The 17,548-nt window shown below is 34.3% G+C and carries 19 protein-coding genes and 2 pseudogenes; 14 read left to right on the top strand and 7 right to left on the bottom strand.

All coding sequences use genetic code 11. From position 1 onward, the window contains the following. The first annotated feature begins 5 nt into the window (after positions 1 to 5). The 13 genes from OOK84_RS00590 (at position 6) to OOK84_RS00530 (ending at position 8,820) form a co-directional block, all read left to right on the top strand. Entirely contained in the window at positions 6 to 566 is a 561-nt protein-coding gene (locus OOK84_RS00590; RefSeq protein ID WP_155968663.1) for a hypothetical protein, read from the top strand. Next, positions 559 to 1,746: a phage tail sheath subtilisin-like domain-containing protein gene (locus tag OOK84_RS00585; RefSeq protein ID WP_174515985.1), complete on the top strand. Its 1,188-nt coding sequence runs from the start codon at positions 559 to 561 to the stop codon at positions 1,744 to 1,746. The genes OOK84_RS00590 and OOK84_RS00585 overlap by 8 nt, the downstream gene beginning before the upstream one ends. 11 nt (positions 1,747 to 1,757) lie before the next feature. Further along, positions 1,758 to 2,264, top strand: coding sequence for a phage major tail tube protein (locus tag OOK84_RS00580; protein WP_264731858.1), 507 nt, complete (start codon positions 1,758 to 1,760; stop codon positions 2,262 to 2,264). A gap of 61 nt (positions 2,265 to 2,325) precedes the next feature. Next, entirely contained in the window at positions 2,326 to 2,526 is a 201-nt protein-coding gene (locus OOK84_RS00575) for a hypothetical protein (RefSeq protein WP_007303020.1), read from the top strand. Beyond that, complete coding sequence (locus OOK84_RS00570) at positions 2,510 to 2,791, top strand: type II toxin-antitoxin system RelE family toxin (protein ID WP_010082215.1); 282 nt, start codon at positions 2,510 to 2,512, stop codon at positions 2,789 to 2,791. Before OOK84_RS00575 ends, OOK84_RS00570 begins: the two co-directional genes overlap by 17 nt. Before the next feature lie 83 nt (positions 2,792 to 2,874). After that, positions 2,875 to 3,132 carry a phage tail assembly protein gene (locus OOK84_RS00565; RefSeq protein ID WP_264731856.1) on the top strand — a complete coding sequence of 86 codons (258 nt, stop codon included), beginning with the start codon at positions 2,875 to 2,877 and terminating at the stop codon, positions 3,130 to 3,132. Between the two features lie 109 nt (positions 3,133 to 3,241). Then, on the top strand, positions 3,242 to 5,524 hold the full coding sequence (locus OOK84_RS00560; protein ID WP_264731854.1) for a phage tail tape measure protein: 2,283 nt from the start codon (positions 3,242 to 3,244) through the stop codon (positions 5,522 to 5,524). Continuing rightward, positions 5,524 to 5,871: a phage tail protein gene (locus OOK84_RS00555; RefSeq protein ID WP_264731851.1), complete on the top strand. Its 348-nt coding sequence runs from the start codon at positions 5,524 to 5,526 to the stop codon at positions 5,869 to 5,871. Before OOK84_RS00560 ends, OOK84_RS00555 begins: the two co-directional genes overlap by 1 nt. After that, positions 5,868 to 6,077, top strand: a complete 210-nt coding sequence (locus tag OOK84_RS00550; RefSeq protein WP_264731849.1) for a tail protein X — start codon at positions 5,868 to 5,870, stop codon at positions 6,075 to 6,077. The genes OOK84_RS00555 and OOK84_RS00550 overlap by 4 nt, the downstream gene beginning before the upstream one ends. Continuing rightward, positions 6,078 to 7,022, top strand: coding sequence for a contractile injection system protein, VgrG/Pvc8 family (locus tag OOK84_RS00545; RefSeq protein ID WP_264731847.1), 945 nt, complete (start codon positions 6,078 to 6,080; stop codon positions 7,020 to 7,022). Positions 7,023 to 7,074: 52 nt separating this feature from the next. Continuing rightward, the gene (locus tag OOK84_RS00540) at positions 7,075 to 7,608 is read left to right on the top strand and encodes an ankyrin repeat domain-containing protein (RefSeq protein WP_155968672.1); all 534 of its coding nucleotides are present in this window, start codon (positions 7,075 to 7,077) and stop codon (positions 7,606 to 7,608) included. A gap of 67 nt (positions 7,609 to 7,675) precedes the next feature. Continuing rightward, positions 7,676 to 7,897 carry a hypothetical protein gene (locus OOK84_RS00535; protein WP_264731845.1) on the top strand — a complete coding sequence of 74 codons (222 nt, stop codon included), beginning with the start codon at positions 7,676 to 7,678 and terminating at the stop codon, positions 7,895 to 7,897. 8 nt (positions 7,898 to 7,905) lie between these two features. Then, complete coding sequence (locus OOK84_RS00530) at positions 7,906 to 8,820, top strand: patatin-like phospholipase family protein (protein ID WP_264731843.1); 915 nt, start codon at positions 7,906 to 7,908, stop codon at positions 8,818 to 8,820. 95 nt (positions 8,821 to 8,915) lie between these two features. Here OOK84_RS00530 and wmk (OOK84_RS00525) read toward each other — a convergent pair whose 3' ends face one another. From wmk (OOK84_RS00525) to OOK84_RS00515, 3 genes and pseudogenes are all read right to left on the bottom strand, one after another. Then, positions 8,916 to 9,902 carry a WO male-killing family protein Wmk gene (wmk, locus tag OOK84_RS00525; protein WP_264732617.1) on the bottom strand — a complete coding sequence of 329 codons (987 nt, stop codon included), beginning with the start codon at positions 9,900 to 9,902 and terminating at the stop codon, positions 8,916 to 8,918. Positions 9,903 to 9,948: 46 nt separating this feature from the next. Further along, a complete protein-coding gene (wmk, locus tag OOK84_RS00520; protein WP_264731841.1) occupies positions 9,949 to 10,857 on the bottom strand; it encodes a WO male-killing family protein Wmk in 909 nt (302 codons plus the stop codon). An 86-nt stretch (positions 10,858 to 10,943) separates the two neighbouring features. Further along, positions 10,944 to 11,135: pseudogene (locus tag OOK84_RS00515) on the bottom strand (hypothetical protein); the annotation flags it as partial. A 223-nt stretch (positions 11,136 to 11,358) separates the two neighbouring features. Here OOK84_RS00515 and OOK84_RS00510 point away from each other — a divergent pair. After that, entirely contained in the window at positions 11,359 to 12,381 is a 1,023-nt protein-coding gene (locus tag OOK84_RS00510; protein ID WP_264731025.1) for an IS110 family RNA-guided transposase, read from the top strand. A gap of 237 nt (positions 12,382 to 12,618) precedes the next feature. On the opposite strand, the pseudogene OOK84_RS00505 reads toward OOK84_RS00510, so the two are convergent. From OOK84_RS00505 to mutL, 4 genes and pseudogenes are all read right to left on the bottom strand, one after another. Next, positions 12,619 to 13,644: pseudogene (locus OOK84_RS00505) on the bottom strand (hypothetical protein); the annotation flags it as partial. A 170-nt stretch (positions 13,645 to 13,814) separates the two neighbouring features. Beyond that, positions 13,815 to 14,480 carry a JAB domain-containing protein gene (locus tag OOK84_RS00500; RefSeq protein WP_264731837.1) on the bottom strand — a complete coding sequence of 222 codons (666 nt, stop codon included), beginning with the start codon at positions 14,478 to 14,480 and terminating at the stop codon, positions 13,815 to 13,817. Positions 14,481 to 14,651: 171 nt separating this feature from the next. Then, positions 14,652 to 15,590, bottom strand: coding sequence for a WO male-killing family protein Wmk (gene wmk / locus OOK84_RS00495; protein WP_264731835.1), 939 nt, complete (start codon positions 15,588 to 15,590; stop codon positions 14,652 to 14,654). Between the two features lie 67 nt (positions 15,591 to 15,657). After that, positions 15,658 to 17,475, bottom strand: coding sequence for a DNA mismatch repair endonuclease MutL (gene mutL, locus OOK84_RS00490; protein WP_264731833.1), 1,818 nt, complete (start codon positions 17,473 to 17,475; stop codon positions 15,658 to 15,660). Between the last annotated feature and the right edge of the window lie 73 nt (positions 17,476 to 17,548).

The raw sequence follows: 17,548 nt of genomic DNA, 5'->3' as shown, positions 1-17,548 counted from the left end.
AAACAATGTCTATCTACATTAGATTTGAAAATGATAAACAAGTAGAAACAACAACACTTGAAAGCAAGCCAACTGAAAATGATTGGTATGAAGCACCAGAAGATTTTGATTGGCAAAAAAGCTATTGTTTAACAGAAGGAGGAAAAATTGCTCAGCGTACTAAAGAAGATATACAAAAGGAGTTACTGGATAATGCGAAGCTTTGTGCATTTGATAGTATGCGTTTCTATTATGATAATCATACTCACCAATATGCAGGTCATTCTCACCAAAAAGCTAAATCTTATGAGATTCAAGCGGAAGCCGCAAAAAGCATTCTAGCAGCACCAGAATCTATAGATGAAAAGGATAAAGAAATTATAGAACCTTTAGCAAAAGTCCGTGGTATTACGGTTATTGAAATGGCAAGAATAATTGAGGAAAAAGTGAAAAAAGCAGTAAAAGCAATAATTAAATGTGAAGAGCTTGAAGATTTAGCCAAAAGAAAGATTGAAGAAGCCAAAAGTGAAAATGAGCTACAGACTTTGCTAGATGATTTCAGGAAAAAAATACAAAGAAATGGCTGAAGAATTTTTACATGGCGTAAATGTTATTGAGGTAACCTCAGGAGCAAAGACAGTACGTACAGCTAAATCATCAGTGATAGGTGTAATTGGTACTGCACCTGAAGCAGATGAGCAAAAATTTCCGCTAAATAAACCAGTGTTAGTTGCAGGAAGCTTAAAGGAAGCAGCAAAGCTCGGAAAGAGTGGCAGTTTACCTTCTGCAATAAATGGAATATTTTCCCAGATTGGTGCAACAGTAGTAGTTATTCGAGTTAAAGAAAGTGAAAACAGCGATCCAAAGCTCAAAGAAAGTGAAACTATTCAAAGTATAATCGGTGGAGTTGATAAAGAGACTGGAGAATATCAAGGGATAGAGGCATTCCTCAGTAGTGAAAGTATAGTTCATGTTGCTCCAAGAATATTAATTGCACCTCAGTTTACTCATCAGTTACCTGAAATAGATGGAGTAAATCCAGTAGTGAGTGCTTTAATTTCCATAGCAGAAAAATTAAGAGCAATTATTGTTGCAGACGGACCAAATACTAATGATGAAGAAGCAATAAAATGGAGAAAAAGTGTAGGCAGCTCAAGAGTTTACGTAGTTGACCCATGGATTAAGTTATTTATTGAAGGAAAAGAAAAAATCTTGCCATCGAGTCCATTTGTAGCTGGTTTAATAGCTAAAATAGACAGCGAACAAGGCTTCTGGCATTCACCTTCAAATAAAGAGATAAATGGTATTGTTGGCACAAGCAGGCCTATTGATTTTAGCTTAGGTTATGCAAATTGCAGAGCAAACCACTTAAATGAAAATGAAGTAACAACGATAATTCATCAAAACGGCTATAGGCTTTGGGGAAATAGAACATGTTCAAATGACTCAAAATGGGCTTTTCTGTCAGTGAGAAGGACTGCAGATTTAATCAATGATAGTCTACTTCGAGCTCATTTATGGGCAGTTGATCGCAATATCACCAAAACTTATATAGATGATGTGATTGAGGGGGTGAATTCTTATTTGGCCAATTTAAAAGTACAAGGAGCGATTATTAGCGGAAAATGTTATGCAACTCCAGAGCTCAATACACCAACAAATATTGCAAGCGGGAAAGTATATTTTGATTTCGAATTTACACTACCATATCCGGCTGAGCAAATAACATTCAAATCTCATCTCGTAAATAATAGTGTAATAAGTTAGGAGAAAGCAAAGTGTTACCGAAAATACTGAGAAATTTTAACGTATTTGTTGATGGTAGAGGCTATGCAGGAAAAATAGATGAAATAACTTTGCCGAAGCTTACCATAAAAACAGAGGAGTACCGTGTTGGTGGTATGGATATTCCAATAAATATTGATATGGGCATGGAGAAGCTTGAAGCAGATTTCACTTTTTCTGAATACGATACAGAACTCTTTCGGCTATTTGGCTTGATAAATGGAAACTCGGTTTCTTTAACGCTTCGTGGAGGAATGCAAGGAAGTGGTAGCAATGATATTGAAGGAGTAATTATCAACCTCAGAGGAATATTCAAAGAATTTGATTTTGGTAACTGGAAACCTGCTGAAAAAGCAACGCTGAAGTGTACTGTAGCTGCTCATTACTATAAACTTACTATAGGTGGTAATGAATTAATAGAAATCGATGCTGAAAATATGATTAGAAAGATAAATGGCGTTGATCAAATGGCCTTGCTACAAACGATTCTAGGGATCTAATATGGTTGACAAAATTACATAAAAATGTTAAAATATAAGAAGTTGTAGGTATATAGTTAATATGGATTCTAAAGCTCATACAAATTCCATAGAGCAGCTAACTGGTTTACTTGTTAGTGTAGCACAATCTCAAGACAAGTCCGTTTTAAAGTTATTAACTGAATTAATGGAAGAAGAAATTGAAGATATGGAATTATCTAAGATTGCTGACGAACGCTATAAAGAAAAGAGGGTTAAACATCAAGATGCCTTCTGGGATTAAGCCTTACAATATAGACTATTCAGAATCTGTTATAAAGAAAGACATTCCGGCTCTTCCAGCAAAAGTAAAGTTAATGATTAAGAAGGCAATAATGGAGCGTCTAACAGTTGATCCAATTGGACTTGGAAAGCCATTAAAGCATAACTTAAGTGGACAACGTAGTCTACGGGTGAGTACCTATCGTATACTTTATTATATAGATGTACCAGAACATACAGTAGTTATTACTTCAATTGAACACAGAAAAGATTCTTATCAAAGCTAATCCTATTTATAGCACCATACAAAGAAATTAGTTATGTAAAAGCCGATATAGACTTTTATTTAATTAACTTTTTAAGGAGGAACATGCAAGCTATAACACTTAATAACCCAATAACAGTTGATGGAATTTCTGTCTCAGAACTTACTGTTAGACGTCCAAAAGTTAGAGATTATCTAGCTATTGAGAGACTTAATGGTAGTGATCTAAGTAAGGAAGTAACTTTGACTGCCAATTTGACATCAGTTGCAAAAGAAGCGATTGAAGAGTTAGATATTGCTGATTATGTGAAAGTGCAAGAGGTATTAAAGGATTTTTTTTCACCAGTTATTCAAAGGACTTGAGGTCAGAAGTATTAATGTTCAGCTCTGTTGTAGGGGGCGGGGTTGAGCAAATACTTGAAATGGAAATTAATGAATTTATCCTATGGAATGAAGCAGCGAGGAAGGTACAATGTCAACGTTATCTATAAAAATTGGAGCAGTCCTAGATGGCAGTTTCAGTACTGTAATAAAAGGAAGTAGCAGTCAACTTACTCATCTTGGTGAGAATATAAGAAAGCTTGACTTATCTTTAAAATCAGTATCAAAGTTTAAGCAGTTAGGTCATGATGTTTTGACTAGCAAGAGGTCATGGAAAGGCTTTGAAGATCAAGTAAAATCTTTAGCTAAACAAATGAAGGCAATAGAGAAACCGAGCAAAACTTTAAAAGCAGAATTTGACAAGGCCAAAACCTCTGCAATAAAAGCAAAAGAAGCATATTTGAAAAAGAGAGATGCTTTGCATTCATTTAATGAAGAAGTAAGAAAAAGTGGAAGAAATATTAAGTCATTAGTAAGCGACCAATATAAACTTGGCTCGTCCATTGAAGCGCTGAAAGGCAAGTATGGTAAGCTTGGATCTGCAATACGTAGTCACCAAAGTTTTTTAGCAAGCAAAGCACATTTTAAGTCACAAATTATAGAGACTATTGGGCTAGGGCTAACGCTTGCAGCTCCAGTTAAAGTTGCAATTGACTTTGAAAGTGCTATGGCTGATGTTACAAAAGTGGTAGATTTTAAAAAAGGAACGGATGAAGCAACTAAATTTGCAAAGAAGTTAAAAGAGATGTCACGTACTATACCATTATCAGCCGCAGAACTGGCACAAATAGCTGCAAGTGGTGGTCAACTTGGTATCAAGAAAGAAGATCTTTTTATGTTTACAGAAACAGTGGCAAAAATGTCTACAGCATTTGATATGTCTGCAGAGCAAGCAGGTGATTCTATAGCTAAACTCTCTAACGTTTATGGAATTGATGTTAGTAAAATGGAATACGTTGGTAATGTAATCAATCACTTATCAGATAACACTGCTGCCAAAGCAAAAGATATGGTTGAAGCTCTAGCAATAGTTGGTGGTACTGCAAAACAATTTGGTCTTGACATCAAGGAAACAAGTAGTTTAGTAAATGCCTTCATTAGTTTAGGTAAACAACCAGCAAAAGCTGCAACTGCTATAAATGCTCTACTTAGTAAACTTCAGACTGCTGAAGAACAAGGAGGGGATTTTAAAGCAGCATTAGAGCAAATGGGCATAACTGCAGAAGAAATAGTACAAAGAATAAGCGAAAACGGCGAAGAAGCATTACTCTACTTTTTTCAAGCTCTAAAGAAAATGGATAACCAGGAACGTTCTACAATCCTTATGAAACTTTTCGGTCAGGAATATCAAGATGATATTGCATTATTAGCTGGAAGTTTTAACAAATACGAAGATGCTATAAGGTTACTATCTGACACAGAAGAGTACAAGAGCTCGTTGCAGAAAGAATTTCAAAACCGTGTAGACACCACAGCCAGTAAATTACGACTTCTTCGCAACGCAATAGCTGAAGTTGGTATGAACCTGGGTTCAGTGATGCTGCCTACTTTAAAATCTATAGCTGAATTTTTACAAGAAAAAACTAGAAGCATAGCGTTATTTGCAGAAAAATATCCAACTTTAACCAAAGCAATCATGGGTACTGTAGCAGCCTTGATAAGTTTAAAAGTTGTAGCAGTGGGACTAGGATACGGATTTACATTGCTAGGAAGTACGATTTTTAGTCTGAAAGCAAACCTACTTGGAGTATTTTCATTTTTATCAGCTACAGTTTTTCCTGCAGTAGTAACAGGACTAAGAGCAGTAACACTCGCTATAATGAGTAACCCTATAGGACTTTTAATTACTGGACTTGTCACTGGCGCAGCACTTGTTATAACTAACTGGCAAAAGGTAAAAGACTTTTTCTCTAGCTTTTGGAAATCGATAATAAAACCCATAGAAGAAGCTTTTTCATGGATAGGTGAAAGTATATTTGGAAAAGTATTGGGAAATAGCCCACTGAAAGAGTTTGAAAAAAGAAAAACTGAAGTAAAAGCAGTGCACACTCCCCTAAAAAGTAATATTCTCAACAGTGGAAATCCTGTGCTAGGTAACAGTATAATTAAAGAATTTTCAAAGAGAAATAAAAATAGCTTCAGAGTCAAAAGCCTTATTGAGGAGAAAAAGTTTACAGAGAGCGATAAGATATTTGCAAGGAGTAAGTTTGAAAATAAAGAACAAAATAAAACTCAGAACATCACTAATAATTACACTATCAGCATTAAAGCAGAACCTAACCAAGATGTTCGTAGTCTTGCAGATGAAGTAATAAAAAGGATAAGAGAAAAGTCACGTGATGTTTTATTTGATACGGTAGAGACATTTTATTGATGCTATCTCTTGGTCCGTATAAGTTTGCTCCCACAAGTTTAAAGTATAGCAGAGAAAATCGTTGGAGCACGATTGAGTGTATTGAAAATATGCCACTATTACAAAATATCGGTCAAGGTGTAGAAAATATAGATTTAGAAGGAATGATTTATCTGCATAATCTCAACGTGCTAAATCAATTAAAGAGTGTGAAAGAAACTGAAAAACCACATATTTTAGTAGATAGTTTAGGTAATATTTTAGGACAATTCGTAATTACTAGGTTAGAAGAAAAGCAGATGTATTTTTTACCTAATGGACTACCAAGAAAAGTTGAATTTAGTTTGAGTTTAAAAAGCTATAGATGACTGTATACTATGTGAGTAAAGAAAATGAGATGTTAGATCTGATTTGCTGGAAACATTACGGATTTACTGATGGAGTAGTGGAATTAGTACTAGCAGAGAACTTAGGTTTGGCAGAATACAGAAGCTTTTTGCCTGTAGGATTAAAGATAAAGCTTCCTACTATTAAGAAAATAGTACAAAAGTCAAAATTAAAGGTCTGGGAATAAATGCAGCCAGATTTTATAATAGATAAATGTGAATCAATTAAAGATAGAGTTATATCATTGCACCTTACAGATGAATCAGGAATAATAGATGATGTAGTTGAAGTGTGTGTTGATTACAGGGATGAAGACATAGATATTCCGAATGAATTGAACATAGCACTAGGTTATAAGGAAATTGGAATCTTTCCAATGGGTATATATACAGTCAACGAAGTGACTATACAGGGTCCACCTAAGACTCTACTAATCAAAGCTCATGCAACAAATTTAAGAATATCTTTGAAGGCAAAAGTATCAAAAGAATGGCGCCAAATTACCATAGAAAACTTAGTAAAAGAAATAGCCCAAAAACATGGATATGGATACAAAGTCGCTGAGGAATTTAAGAATGTATTGATACCCCATATTAATCAGGCAGATGAAAGTGATATAAGTCTGTTAACAAAGATCGCAACAGAGCGTGAAGCAATGGCAAAATTAGCTGGTGGGTATATATTGTTTATTTCAAAGAATATGGCAAAATCAGCCACAGGAAAAGCTTTAGGAACAACGACTATTAGACCTCAAGATACAATTAACTGGAAAGTACATTTTACCGTACGTGATAAGTATAATTCAGTAGTGGCAAAGTGGCATAGCTATGAAAAGGGCGAAACTATTAAAGAAACAGTTGGTAGTAGCGAGCCAAGTTATATTATGCTGGAACTTTACTCTAATGCAGAGTCAGCGCTGAGTGCAGCAAATGCCAAGTTGAAACAATTGAAGCGTAAAAATGAAGCTTTAGATATAACTATGCCTGGTAATCCTCAAATTTTTGCAGAAGCTAAACTTAATCTTATAGACTTTAACCAAGCGGTAGATGGTGAATGGATAGTTAATAGAGCGGAGCATACTTTAAATAGCTCAGGTTACCTTACTATGTTGTCAGCATCTTTGAGTAAGTAATGTTAATAAAAAATGAGTAAATGATCTATTTAATATTAAAAAGATGTTGAATATGGATAAATTGGGTCAAGATACAAAAAACAAGCTGCATTTTTGGTGGCTTATAACAGTAATAGTATGTATTATTGCTACCTATTCCTACATGAAGGCAAAGGCTGCAGATAATTATAAAACGATATTACGCATTGCTTCTCAAAATTGTAACTTAGAGACTGTAAAATTCTTAGTAGAAAATCTATTAGATATTAATGTGCAGATCCCTAAATTAACAGCACTACATTATGCTGCAGAAGAGGGATGTGCAGAGGTTGTAAAATTCCTAGTAGAAAAAGGAGTTGATATAAATGCTACGAAATATGAAAGATGGACACCTTTACATGCAGCTACATATGAAGGCAAATTGGAGATAATTAGATTTTTATTAGACAAAGGTTCAGACCCTACCATTAGAGATACAGATGGAAAAACACCAAGGAAAATTGCTGTATTAAGATCACGGCATAATAAGGACAAACCTTATGATGAAATCATTAAGCTACTTGCAGAAGCAGAGGACCGATACGAATCAACAAAAAGTAATCACTAAAGCTGTAAGTTTTCTATAATCTGCATATAAATTTCCAAAACTATCCATAACAAGTTAATATTTTCACATGAAAAAGCAAAAAATCCCAATAGCGGTAATAATAACAATAGTTGTACAGACTGTAGGGTTAATCTGGTGGTTGGCAAAACTCGACCTACGTGTACATATCCATGATAAATTTATAGAAAAAAACCAAGGACTAATCGAAATAGTCTATCGACTTGAAGAGAGAGTGAAAAACCTCACTGAAGAAGTCAACGAACTTGAAGCTATTCACAAACATAAATAAATTTTACAGTGACAAAGTACATTTTATCTGTAGATGGAGGTGGCATTAGAGGGATAATACCTGCCATTATTCTAGCAGAAATTGAATCTAGGACAAAAAAGCCAATTTCCCAGATTTTTGATTTAATGGCAGGAACCTCAACCGGTGGGATTATTGTTGCTGGACTTTGTAAAAGCAATAAACTTCAATACTCTGCCAATGATTTGGTTGAACTTTACCAAGAGTATGGAGCATATATCTTTCAATCATCATTTTGGAGAAAATCAATTGCTTCTTGGCTGAGTGGTTCTCAGTACTCATATAGAAATATGGAATTTATTCTCAACAAATACTTTGGTGAAAGTACTATGGCCGATGTTGCGAGTAATCTACTACTCACCAGTTATGACATTCACAATAGTTGTGAATTTTTCTTCAAAAGTTGGAAAGAAAAAAACATTAAGTTGAAAGATGCACTCAGAGCTACAACAGCTGCTCCAACGTACTTCACACCAAAACGTCTGAAAATTAGCCAAACAGAGAGAGTATTGATAGATGGTGGAGTGTTTGCAAATAATCCAGCGGCTTGTGCATATGCAAGTGGTAAGAGGTTATTTCCAAATGATGAGATTATACTGCTATCAATAGGCACTGGTGGAACAGATAGAAGTATAAAGTATGCTAACTCAAGGAAATTTGGCAAAATAGGGTGGATCAAGCCACTACTGAATGTGATGTTTGCCTCTGGATTGGATTGCGTTGATTATGAACTAGAACAAGTAATAGACGATAAATATATAAGAATACAATCGCAATTGAAAGTAGCATCGACTGAGATGGACAATATTACACTCAAAAATATCAAATCTCTTCAGCAAGAGGCAAATGCAATGATAGAGGACAACCAGAAATTAATAGATAAACTTTGCGATTTCATATCTTAATTTATAACAAGCAAAATTCAACTGAGCCAAAAAAGTTGGTTAGCAAATTCTGCTGGTTAAATCATTAACTAACTTTACTTATATCTTAAACACATTCAATTTTCACACTCACCCAACTCATCAGCAGTTAGGCCACTTGCTCGCACAATAATATCAATAGCAACACCTGCCTTAACTAGATCTTTTGCAACCCTGATTTTCTCTGCTTTTTTAACTTTTTCTTTACCAGTTTGCATTCCTTCAGATAAAGATCTGGCTACCGTATCCAATAATTCTTGATCCTTAATTTTTTCGCATTTACCTACAAACCGCAAAATTGGCTCATTTTCACATTCTGTTAGTCCAAGAGCTTTAATGTTAACTGATAATGTCTTTGCTATCTTATATAATATTTCAATTGGAATGTCTGTATATCCTCGTTCATAGTCGTGTATTTCTTTAGGTGTTGAACCGATTTTATTTGCCAAGTCCTCCTGAGTGTATTCCCGTATTAATCTCTGCTCTTTTATCCTTTTCCCCACTTTGTAGAGTATAGAATCAGTACAAATTTCTTCCTCTATATCATCATATTCGTAAGTAGATAAGCGAGTCACTTGGGAAATAATATCAACTGAAACTCCTTCTTTCACTAGATTCTTTGCTACTTCTATTTTCGCTTCTTCTTGGCTAATTTTCTCGCTAATATATACAAACCTTACTAATGGATACAGCTTCTTGCGTAATTCCTGATCCTTAATTTCTCTATGTATTTTTGTTAGATAGACTATTTCTTTATCCTCATCTTCATACCAACTGTTTTCTCTTAGTACTGTTGGTCCTGGAAGTAGATCTATAACATTGACTGACAATGCTCCTGCTATTATATACGATTCTTTGATTGTAATAGCCTTGCACCCTAGTTCAAAGTTATGTATTTCCTTATGTGTTAAACCAATTTTTCTTGCTAATTTTGCCTGAGTATACCCTTGTACTATCCTACAACCTTCTATTTTTTTCCCTAGCTCGTAGCTTACTGAGCCAATATGCTCTGAATTATCATAGATAAATCCTCTAAAAGCTGTTTTTCCTACAGAAGCAAACATATATTCTATCACAAAAAAATCCACTATTGGCTAAGTTTTTATGAAATCACAAAAATTTCTCAATCATATAATTTGATAAGCCTGTCGTTTGCAAGATAATATCAACAGAAATTCCCTCTTTCACTAAATTCCTTGCAACTTCAATCTTCTTTTCCTCTCTGACCTTTTCTCTACAAACATGTATACCTTCAAATAAAGACTTGATTAGCATATCGCGTAATTCCCGACTCTCAATCTTTTTGTATTCTTCTATCAACTTTGATAGCTTTTCTTCCGCTTCACTATCCTCATCTGATTCGGGAAGTAGATCTATGATACTGATTGATAATACCTTTGCTATTTCATCTAACATTTCAAGTGAGACAGCAGCTCTCCCTTGTTCATACTCGTATATTCCTTGATTTGTTATGCCAACTTTATTCGCTAAATCTTTTTGTGTATATCCTCGTATCAATCTCCACTCTTTTATCCTTTGCCCTACTTTGTATGGAATGGGAATTTTGTTCTCCTCATACTCACCAATAGATAAGTTAGTTGTTCGAGAGATAACATGAGCAGAAACTCCTACTTTCATCAAACCCCTTGCTACTTCTATTTTTACCGCTTTTCTGCTTCTTTCCTCGCTCAAACGAATAAATTTGGTTAATAAATAAAATACCTTGCTTAATTCTTTATCTTTATAACCCTTTACTAAATTTAATATTTCTTCATCTTCAAAATATCTTTTTTCATTTGGTAGCGTCTCTCCACAAACTAGACCTTTAACATTTACTGATAATGCTTCTGCTATAGCATATAATTTCTTAATTGGAATTTTACGACTCCCTTTTTCATATTGCAGTATTGCCCAGTACTTTACACCAACCTTCTCCGCTAAATCCTTCTGAGTATACCCTCTCTCTAACCTCCAACTTTTCACTTTTTGCCCTACCTCACAGTCTAGACTTTTTTTCATACAAAGAACCATACATATAATATTTTCTACTATAGCTCAAAGGCTCCAGATATAATGGTAGACTCTGGAACCTTAAAATAAATGAATTAAAGCCCCCTAAAAGTTTCTTTACTATTTTCACGTACTTTATCTACCCATGAAGACAATTTTTCACTTGGGCTATCAACCTCCTTCATAAGCTGCTTGCTATTCCATATGCCACACCTCATAAAACTTCCCTTTTCTACTGCTTCTTTAAGTTTTACTCCAGCAAAAAGACAATTTTTTCCTATTTCTTCTTGTATCTTGTCAAAAGCATCTAATGTTTTAAGCTTAAGCATTAGGTGGAGAAGGGAGGAACTCTGTGCTTCTTCTTAGATATAAAATCTGTAGAGGAGATAAGAATTCCCTTCTCAAAAGTATAGGCTGGACGGTATCGTAGAAAGACCTGAATGGTTCTAATTCTGTATTCACAAGACTAGCCTTACTTTTCATTTTTAATGGTAACGTATGGGGTTATATATGATCAACAACTTTTTGGGCATAGATATATCAAAAGATCGCTTTGATGTTTTTCTCTCATTTATAAGCAAAAAAGGAAAGCGTGAAATTAGAAAAAGAAGCTTTAAGAACGATGATCATGGGTTTCAAAGTCTACTGAATTTTCTACACAAACATAATGTAGAAAAAGTAAAAACCTGCATGGAATCTACTGGTTGTTATAGCGAAGCACTGGCTGAATTTCTACACAATGCTGGACATTTTGTAAGTGTTGTAAATCCTTATTGCATAAAATCTTATGCAAGGAGTAAGCTGATACGACAAAAGAATGATCAGACCGATGCAGAAGTTATTGCTGATTATTGCCAAAGACAGGAACCTTCTAGTTGGACACCACCTTCTCCTGAAATGAAAAAATTAAAACATCTTTATCGTTGCTCAGTTGCGTTAAAAGATGAGTTAACATTAGTAAATAACCACTTAGAAAAAAAAGAGAGACTGCCTAAAGAAGTTGCAAATGCTTGGGAAGACCTTGCAATGAATATAGCTCAAAAAATAGAAACAATAAAAAACTCCGTACGTGAACTATTAAATCAACACAAAGAATTGTTGGAAAATTTTCAACTTCTATTGACTATTCCAGGCATAGGAGAAGAATCAGCAATAGCTATTTTAGCTGAAGTTTCTGATATAGAGGTTTTTAGAGATGCCAGGCAATTGGCAGCATATACAGGAGTTATACCACGAAATATGACGTCAGGTTCCTCTGTATATGCCAAACCCAGATTAAGTAAATCCGGTTCACAAACATTACGTAAGGCACTTTTCTTTCCTGCCATAGTAGCTAAGAATCACAATCCTATCATTATGAGCTTTTGCCAAAGATTAAAGGAAAAGGGTAAGCATAATATGGCCATCGTTGGTGCTGCAATGCGTAAGCTACTCCATATCATTTTCGGTATTCTGACATCCAAAAGTGCTTTTGATCCTAACCATATCAAAAACTACAGGGCTAGGAGGTTGACTGAAGGTTTAGTACTTTAAAATCAAAAATGCTTCCTATCTATCTTATGTAAAGTGGTATCTTACACAAATTTATTGAATGTTGTTGGTTAGTGGATATGTTGATAAGTAAACTTCATCTGTTTTGTGCGTATAAAACTAATTTACTTATCAACATATCCACTAACTATAATCTGTGTACTGTTACACAATTGGAAGTATTTTTTGATTTTATGATGCAACTTGGGAAATTTTTATAATTTTTTTGTTGACTAACAAGACGGTATCTCCTCTTTGTTGTAGTTCAGCCCACATTTCCTTGTTTTCTACTCTTACTTGTACTTGATCATATTTTTTTACATCATGGTACAATATAATATCTAGCTTACCAATGCTTGTAGGAAATTCTAATATAATAGAGCTTTCATCTGACATATCGATATAGTTTCTTATACCTCCCTTCTCACTTTTAACCTCAACTGCATCATTGCCAATTTTTAAAATATTACTTCCTAACTCTCTCAGTATTTTGGCTACCTCTACCTTGCTATCCCCAGAAAATTCTATATACGATGTTGTATTATCTATCTCAACATCTATTAATTCTCCTTCTTGCACAGCACTTTCGCCAGCTTTCTCTAGTTCTTCTAGTCTCTCATCTATCTGTGGCTGAACTTCTGGTTGTAGCTCATTATAGATTTCACCTATCAATTTATTCTCCAATAAAGTATCATGAAACTCTGCACCGTTTAGCATTAATTTACGTATTAGCTTTTTACGATCAGCCTTATCAAATTTATGAAAATGTGTGCCCAGTATCACATATTCCGCGAGGCTCCACTCTCCATCATTACATGCATTTAGCCTTGCTCCAGAAGCTAGTACTTTGTCTATAACTTTGTGCAATTCATTTACATTCTTTGTCTCTACCACTTCACTTTTAAACCAGCTCAAAGTTCCACTTTCACCTGCACTCGGCTTTATTTTTTTCAAAGCTGAAGCAAATGGATTCAACCCTTCTGGATAATCTGCTTGATTGCTTACAGGTTTTGTGCCATAAACATAGTCAAATCCTTTCCCATAGTTGATTTTGTTTTCGCGAACTTCTCTACCAGGGAAAGGTGCTATTTCTTCAGGCTTTTTAGCCTTATTAATTTTGCTTATAAAGGTGGATTGCTCCTTAGTACGACCAATTCCTACAATAGCATTTAACACCTCACCTTTTGATAATCTATCAAGATCAATGTTTAACTCGTAAGTACCTCCTTCTTGATCATCAAAAGGTACAATTATTTTATTACTCATATTAGCCTCCGCTATTAAATATACTTTACTAAGTCTACAACTGACTTTATTACTTTATAATTAATTTAATATATACTTTCTCATTAATTATAAGTAATGATTAATGCATTTGCAAATACTTTCTTCATTCAAGTAGTTAAACAACTCATGAAAATCTTCAAATATCTGCTTTATAACAGTCCTTGCTCTTTAAAACTAAAATATCCAACACTTGTAATGATAATGTGATCCAGTAACCTAATTCCTATAGTCTGACAAGCTTTAGCCAAGTCTTTAGTTACAGCTTCATCCTCATCAGATGGCTTTAACCTTCCTTCTGGGTGGTTATGCGATATTATTATTGACGTCGCTTTTCTTATTAATGCCTTTCTTGTTACTTCTCTTATGTAAAAAGGTACCTTATCCACTGTACCAGTAAACACTTCTTCCCCCTTTAAACGGCACTTTTGATCAAAATATATTATTTTCATCTTTTCCTCCTCTGAATAACCAATACTCACCCTCAAATATTTTACGATGGTTTCCAAGTTATCCATTACAGGTCCTTTCTTTAACTCTTCTCTTGGTACCCTCTTTGCAGCTTCCTTTAGGCATAAAATTACTGCTACTGTAGAGTCAGTTATCCCTTCTATAGTTTTCAAGTCATCTATTTCCTGGCCTAGAACTCCTCCTATTCCAAAATTATCTATTAGCTTTCTAGCAATAACTCGAGCTTCTTCCCTGTCATGCACTGCACTTAGAAACGTTTCTATTACTTCACGATCAAGTAGTGCTTTACCGTTGCTTTCTAATGCTCTGAATTCTATTTCTTCTCTACGATCTTTCTTATTATTCATAAAAATTACCCTTCACTAATAACAAAATGTTTTTATATATTTACTGCTGTTTTTTTGTCAGCATTGGCATAAAGCCATAGCTTTTGAGTGAAGTCAAATCAATTTTTCAATCTTTTTTACTTATTTTTTCATCAAAAAGTAAAGATATTAATAGATACTGATTTTTTTATTTTAAATTTGTTGAATTTCGTCTAAAGAGATGCCTACTGTTTTTAAAATAATATTGATAGAAATTCCTTCCTTAACTAAATTCTTTGCAATTTTCATCTTTTCTACTTTCTTCACTTTCTTTTTGCAAATTTGTATGCTTTCAAACAGAGATTTTATTAGTACATTACGTAGTTCTTGGCTTTTAATCTTTTTGTATTCTTCTATTAACCTTGATAGTTCCACTTCACTATTCTCATTTTCTCTTGTTTCTGGAAGCAGATCTGTAATATTAATTAATAGTACCTTTGCTATTTCATCTAACATTTCAAGTGAAACAGCAGCTCGTCCTTGTTCATATTCATATATTCTTTGATTTATTATACCCACTTTACTTGCTAAATCTTCTTGAGTGTATCCTCTTCTCAACCTCCATTCTTTTATTCTTTGACCTACTTTATACGGAATGGAAATTTTTTTCTCATCATTATCATATTCATCAATAGATAAACTGGTCGTTTGATAGATAACATGAGCAGAAACTCCTTCCTTAACTAAACCCTTTGCCACCTCTATTTTTACTGCCTTTCCACTTTCTTCCTCACTAATACGGATGAATTTAGTTAATAAATAAAACGTCTCACGTAATTCTTGATCCTTAATCTCTTTATGTCTTCTTACTAGATTTAATATCTCTTCTTCCTCATACCTTTCCTCATTTGATACTTCTTGTCCGCAAGCTAGATCTCTAGCAGTTGTTGATAATGCTTCTGCTAATTCATATAATTTCTTAATTGAAATTCTGCGTGTTCCTTTTTCATATTGCAGTATTACCTGATATGTTGTTCCGATTTTTTTTGCTAAATCTTTTTGAGTATACCCCTTTGCTATCCTACAACTTCTTACTTTCTGTCCTACTACTTTATAATATAAAAAATTAGAGTAATTATTCTCTTTTTTCACATTTTATACTCATAATCAGAAGAGCCGTTACGTATACTTAATTGGGAACCTTTTTGACAAACTGAACTCATCTCCTTTCAAACAATTTTTCTATATCACTTAGTTTCATTTCTATATACGTTGGTCTTCCGTGATTGCATTGCCCAGCATACGGTGTTTCCTCCATTTGTCTCATCAACTCATTCATCTCCTCCAACTTCATTTCCCTTCCAGCTCTAATTGACCCATGGCACGCAATGGTAGCTAGTATCTTGTTCACTTTTTCTTCTATAGGTAGCGTATCTCCTATCTCCATTAATCTATCAACTATATTCATCACCATCTCTTTCACATTTATTGTTCCTAAAATTGCAGGTATTTCTTTCACCCTTACTTTATCTTCTGATTCTATTTCAATACCAAAACCCATTTCGAAAAGCTTATCTTTATACATTTCAACCATCTCCATTCCTGCTTGGTTTTTAATCTCAACTATTTCAGGAAGAAGAAGCTTTTGCCTTTTTATGCTTGATTTTTGTTTTAAGCACTCATAGATCAACCTCTCATGAGCTGCGTGCTGGTCTACTATAATTAATTTGCCTTTAGCCTCAGCAACAATGTAAGTATTGTAGACCTGACAGCGTGCATATCCCAGAGGATAATCCTCTATTAAATCAATTTGCTTCCTTTCTAAAACCATCGTTCCCTTTTGGGGTGGAGATTCTCCATATTTAAACGTTTCTGGTAAGCTTTGCCTTCTTTCATCTGGTGCATTGAATTCTTTCATTAGACGATTTTCTAAAAGACTTGGTCTCTTTTCATAAAACTCTTTTTGATCTTTTTTCTCTTGACTATCAACCTGCTCTTGGCTTTTACTATCATTAAAAATTAGCTCCTCTTCAATACCTTGATCACCCGCTGCAAATCTCGTTGATAGTGTTTTTATTATCCCTCTTCTCACTATTTCATATATTAGCCTTTTATTCTGAAATCTTACTTCCGATTTATTTGGATGCACATTTACATCTACTTGGTCATATGGTACTTCTAAATGCAACACTGCAAAAGGATACCTATTGTTTGGAATAAAATCGTGATACGCATATCTAATTGCACCAACAAGTAGATTGTCTTTTATTGGCCTTCCATTAACAAACGTATAAATCTGAGTTGAGTTGCCACGATTGACATTAGGTTTACAGATGTGTCCCTTAAGTTTGATGCCTTCTTCTTCCTCTTTAACTTCCAGTGAATTGCTTTGAAATTCTTCTTCTATTTCACATAATCTGTTGAACAGCGAAGTTTGCTTAACATATTTTAAGAGCTTTTTATTACCAGAAGTGAGAGTAAACCCAATACTATAATTAATCATCGCTAAGTTATTCACAATATCAACAATACTTTGTGTTTCTGCCCTTTCGGTTTTTAGAAACTTTAGTCTATTTGGTGTAGCAAAAAATAAGTCACGAACTTCAATATATGTACCTTGCAACAAAGAACAAGGGGTAATCTCTCTTATTTTTTCTCCTCCCTCATACCTTATAGACCATGCTTCCTTTGCTCCACTTGCCTTAGACGATAATTTCATTCTGCTTACTGCTGCAATTGAAGGTAAAGCTTCTCCCCTAAACCCAAGGTGCTTGATTTCTATTAACTCACTATCGCTTAATTTTGAAGTGGCATGCCTCATAAATGCTAGTTCTAAGTCGTCCTTTTCTATTCCATTTCCATCATCTGTCACAGTTATAAGGTTACGTCCACCACTTTCTATTTTGATCTCTATCTCTGAACTTCCAGCATCTATTGCATTTTCTACTAATTCCTTTACTACACTCGCTGGCCTTTCTATTACCTCTCCCGCTGCTATACGATTTATAGTTTTTGTGTCTAAAAGAATTATTGCCATAACACTCCCTCCAATCTATGAAACTTAGAGCTCCCTCTATTTTTTTGTGATTTCTTGATCTCACAATCTCTAT

It is taken from the genome of Wolbachia endosymbiont (group A) of Sphaerophoria taeniata, from assembly GCF_947250735.1.
Lineage (GTDB): Bacteria > Pseudomonadota > Alphaproteobacteria > Rickettsiales > Anaplasmataceae > Wolbachia.
Note: the sequence above shows the minus strand (reverse complement) of the source record. Positions and strands in the feature narration are given on the sequence as shown.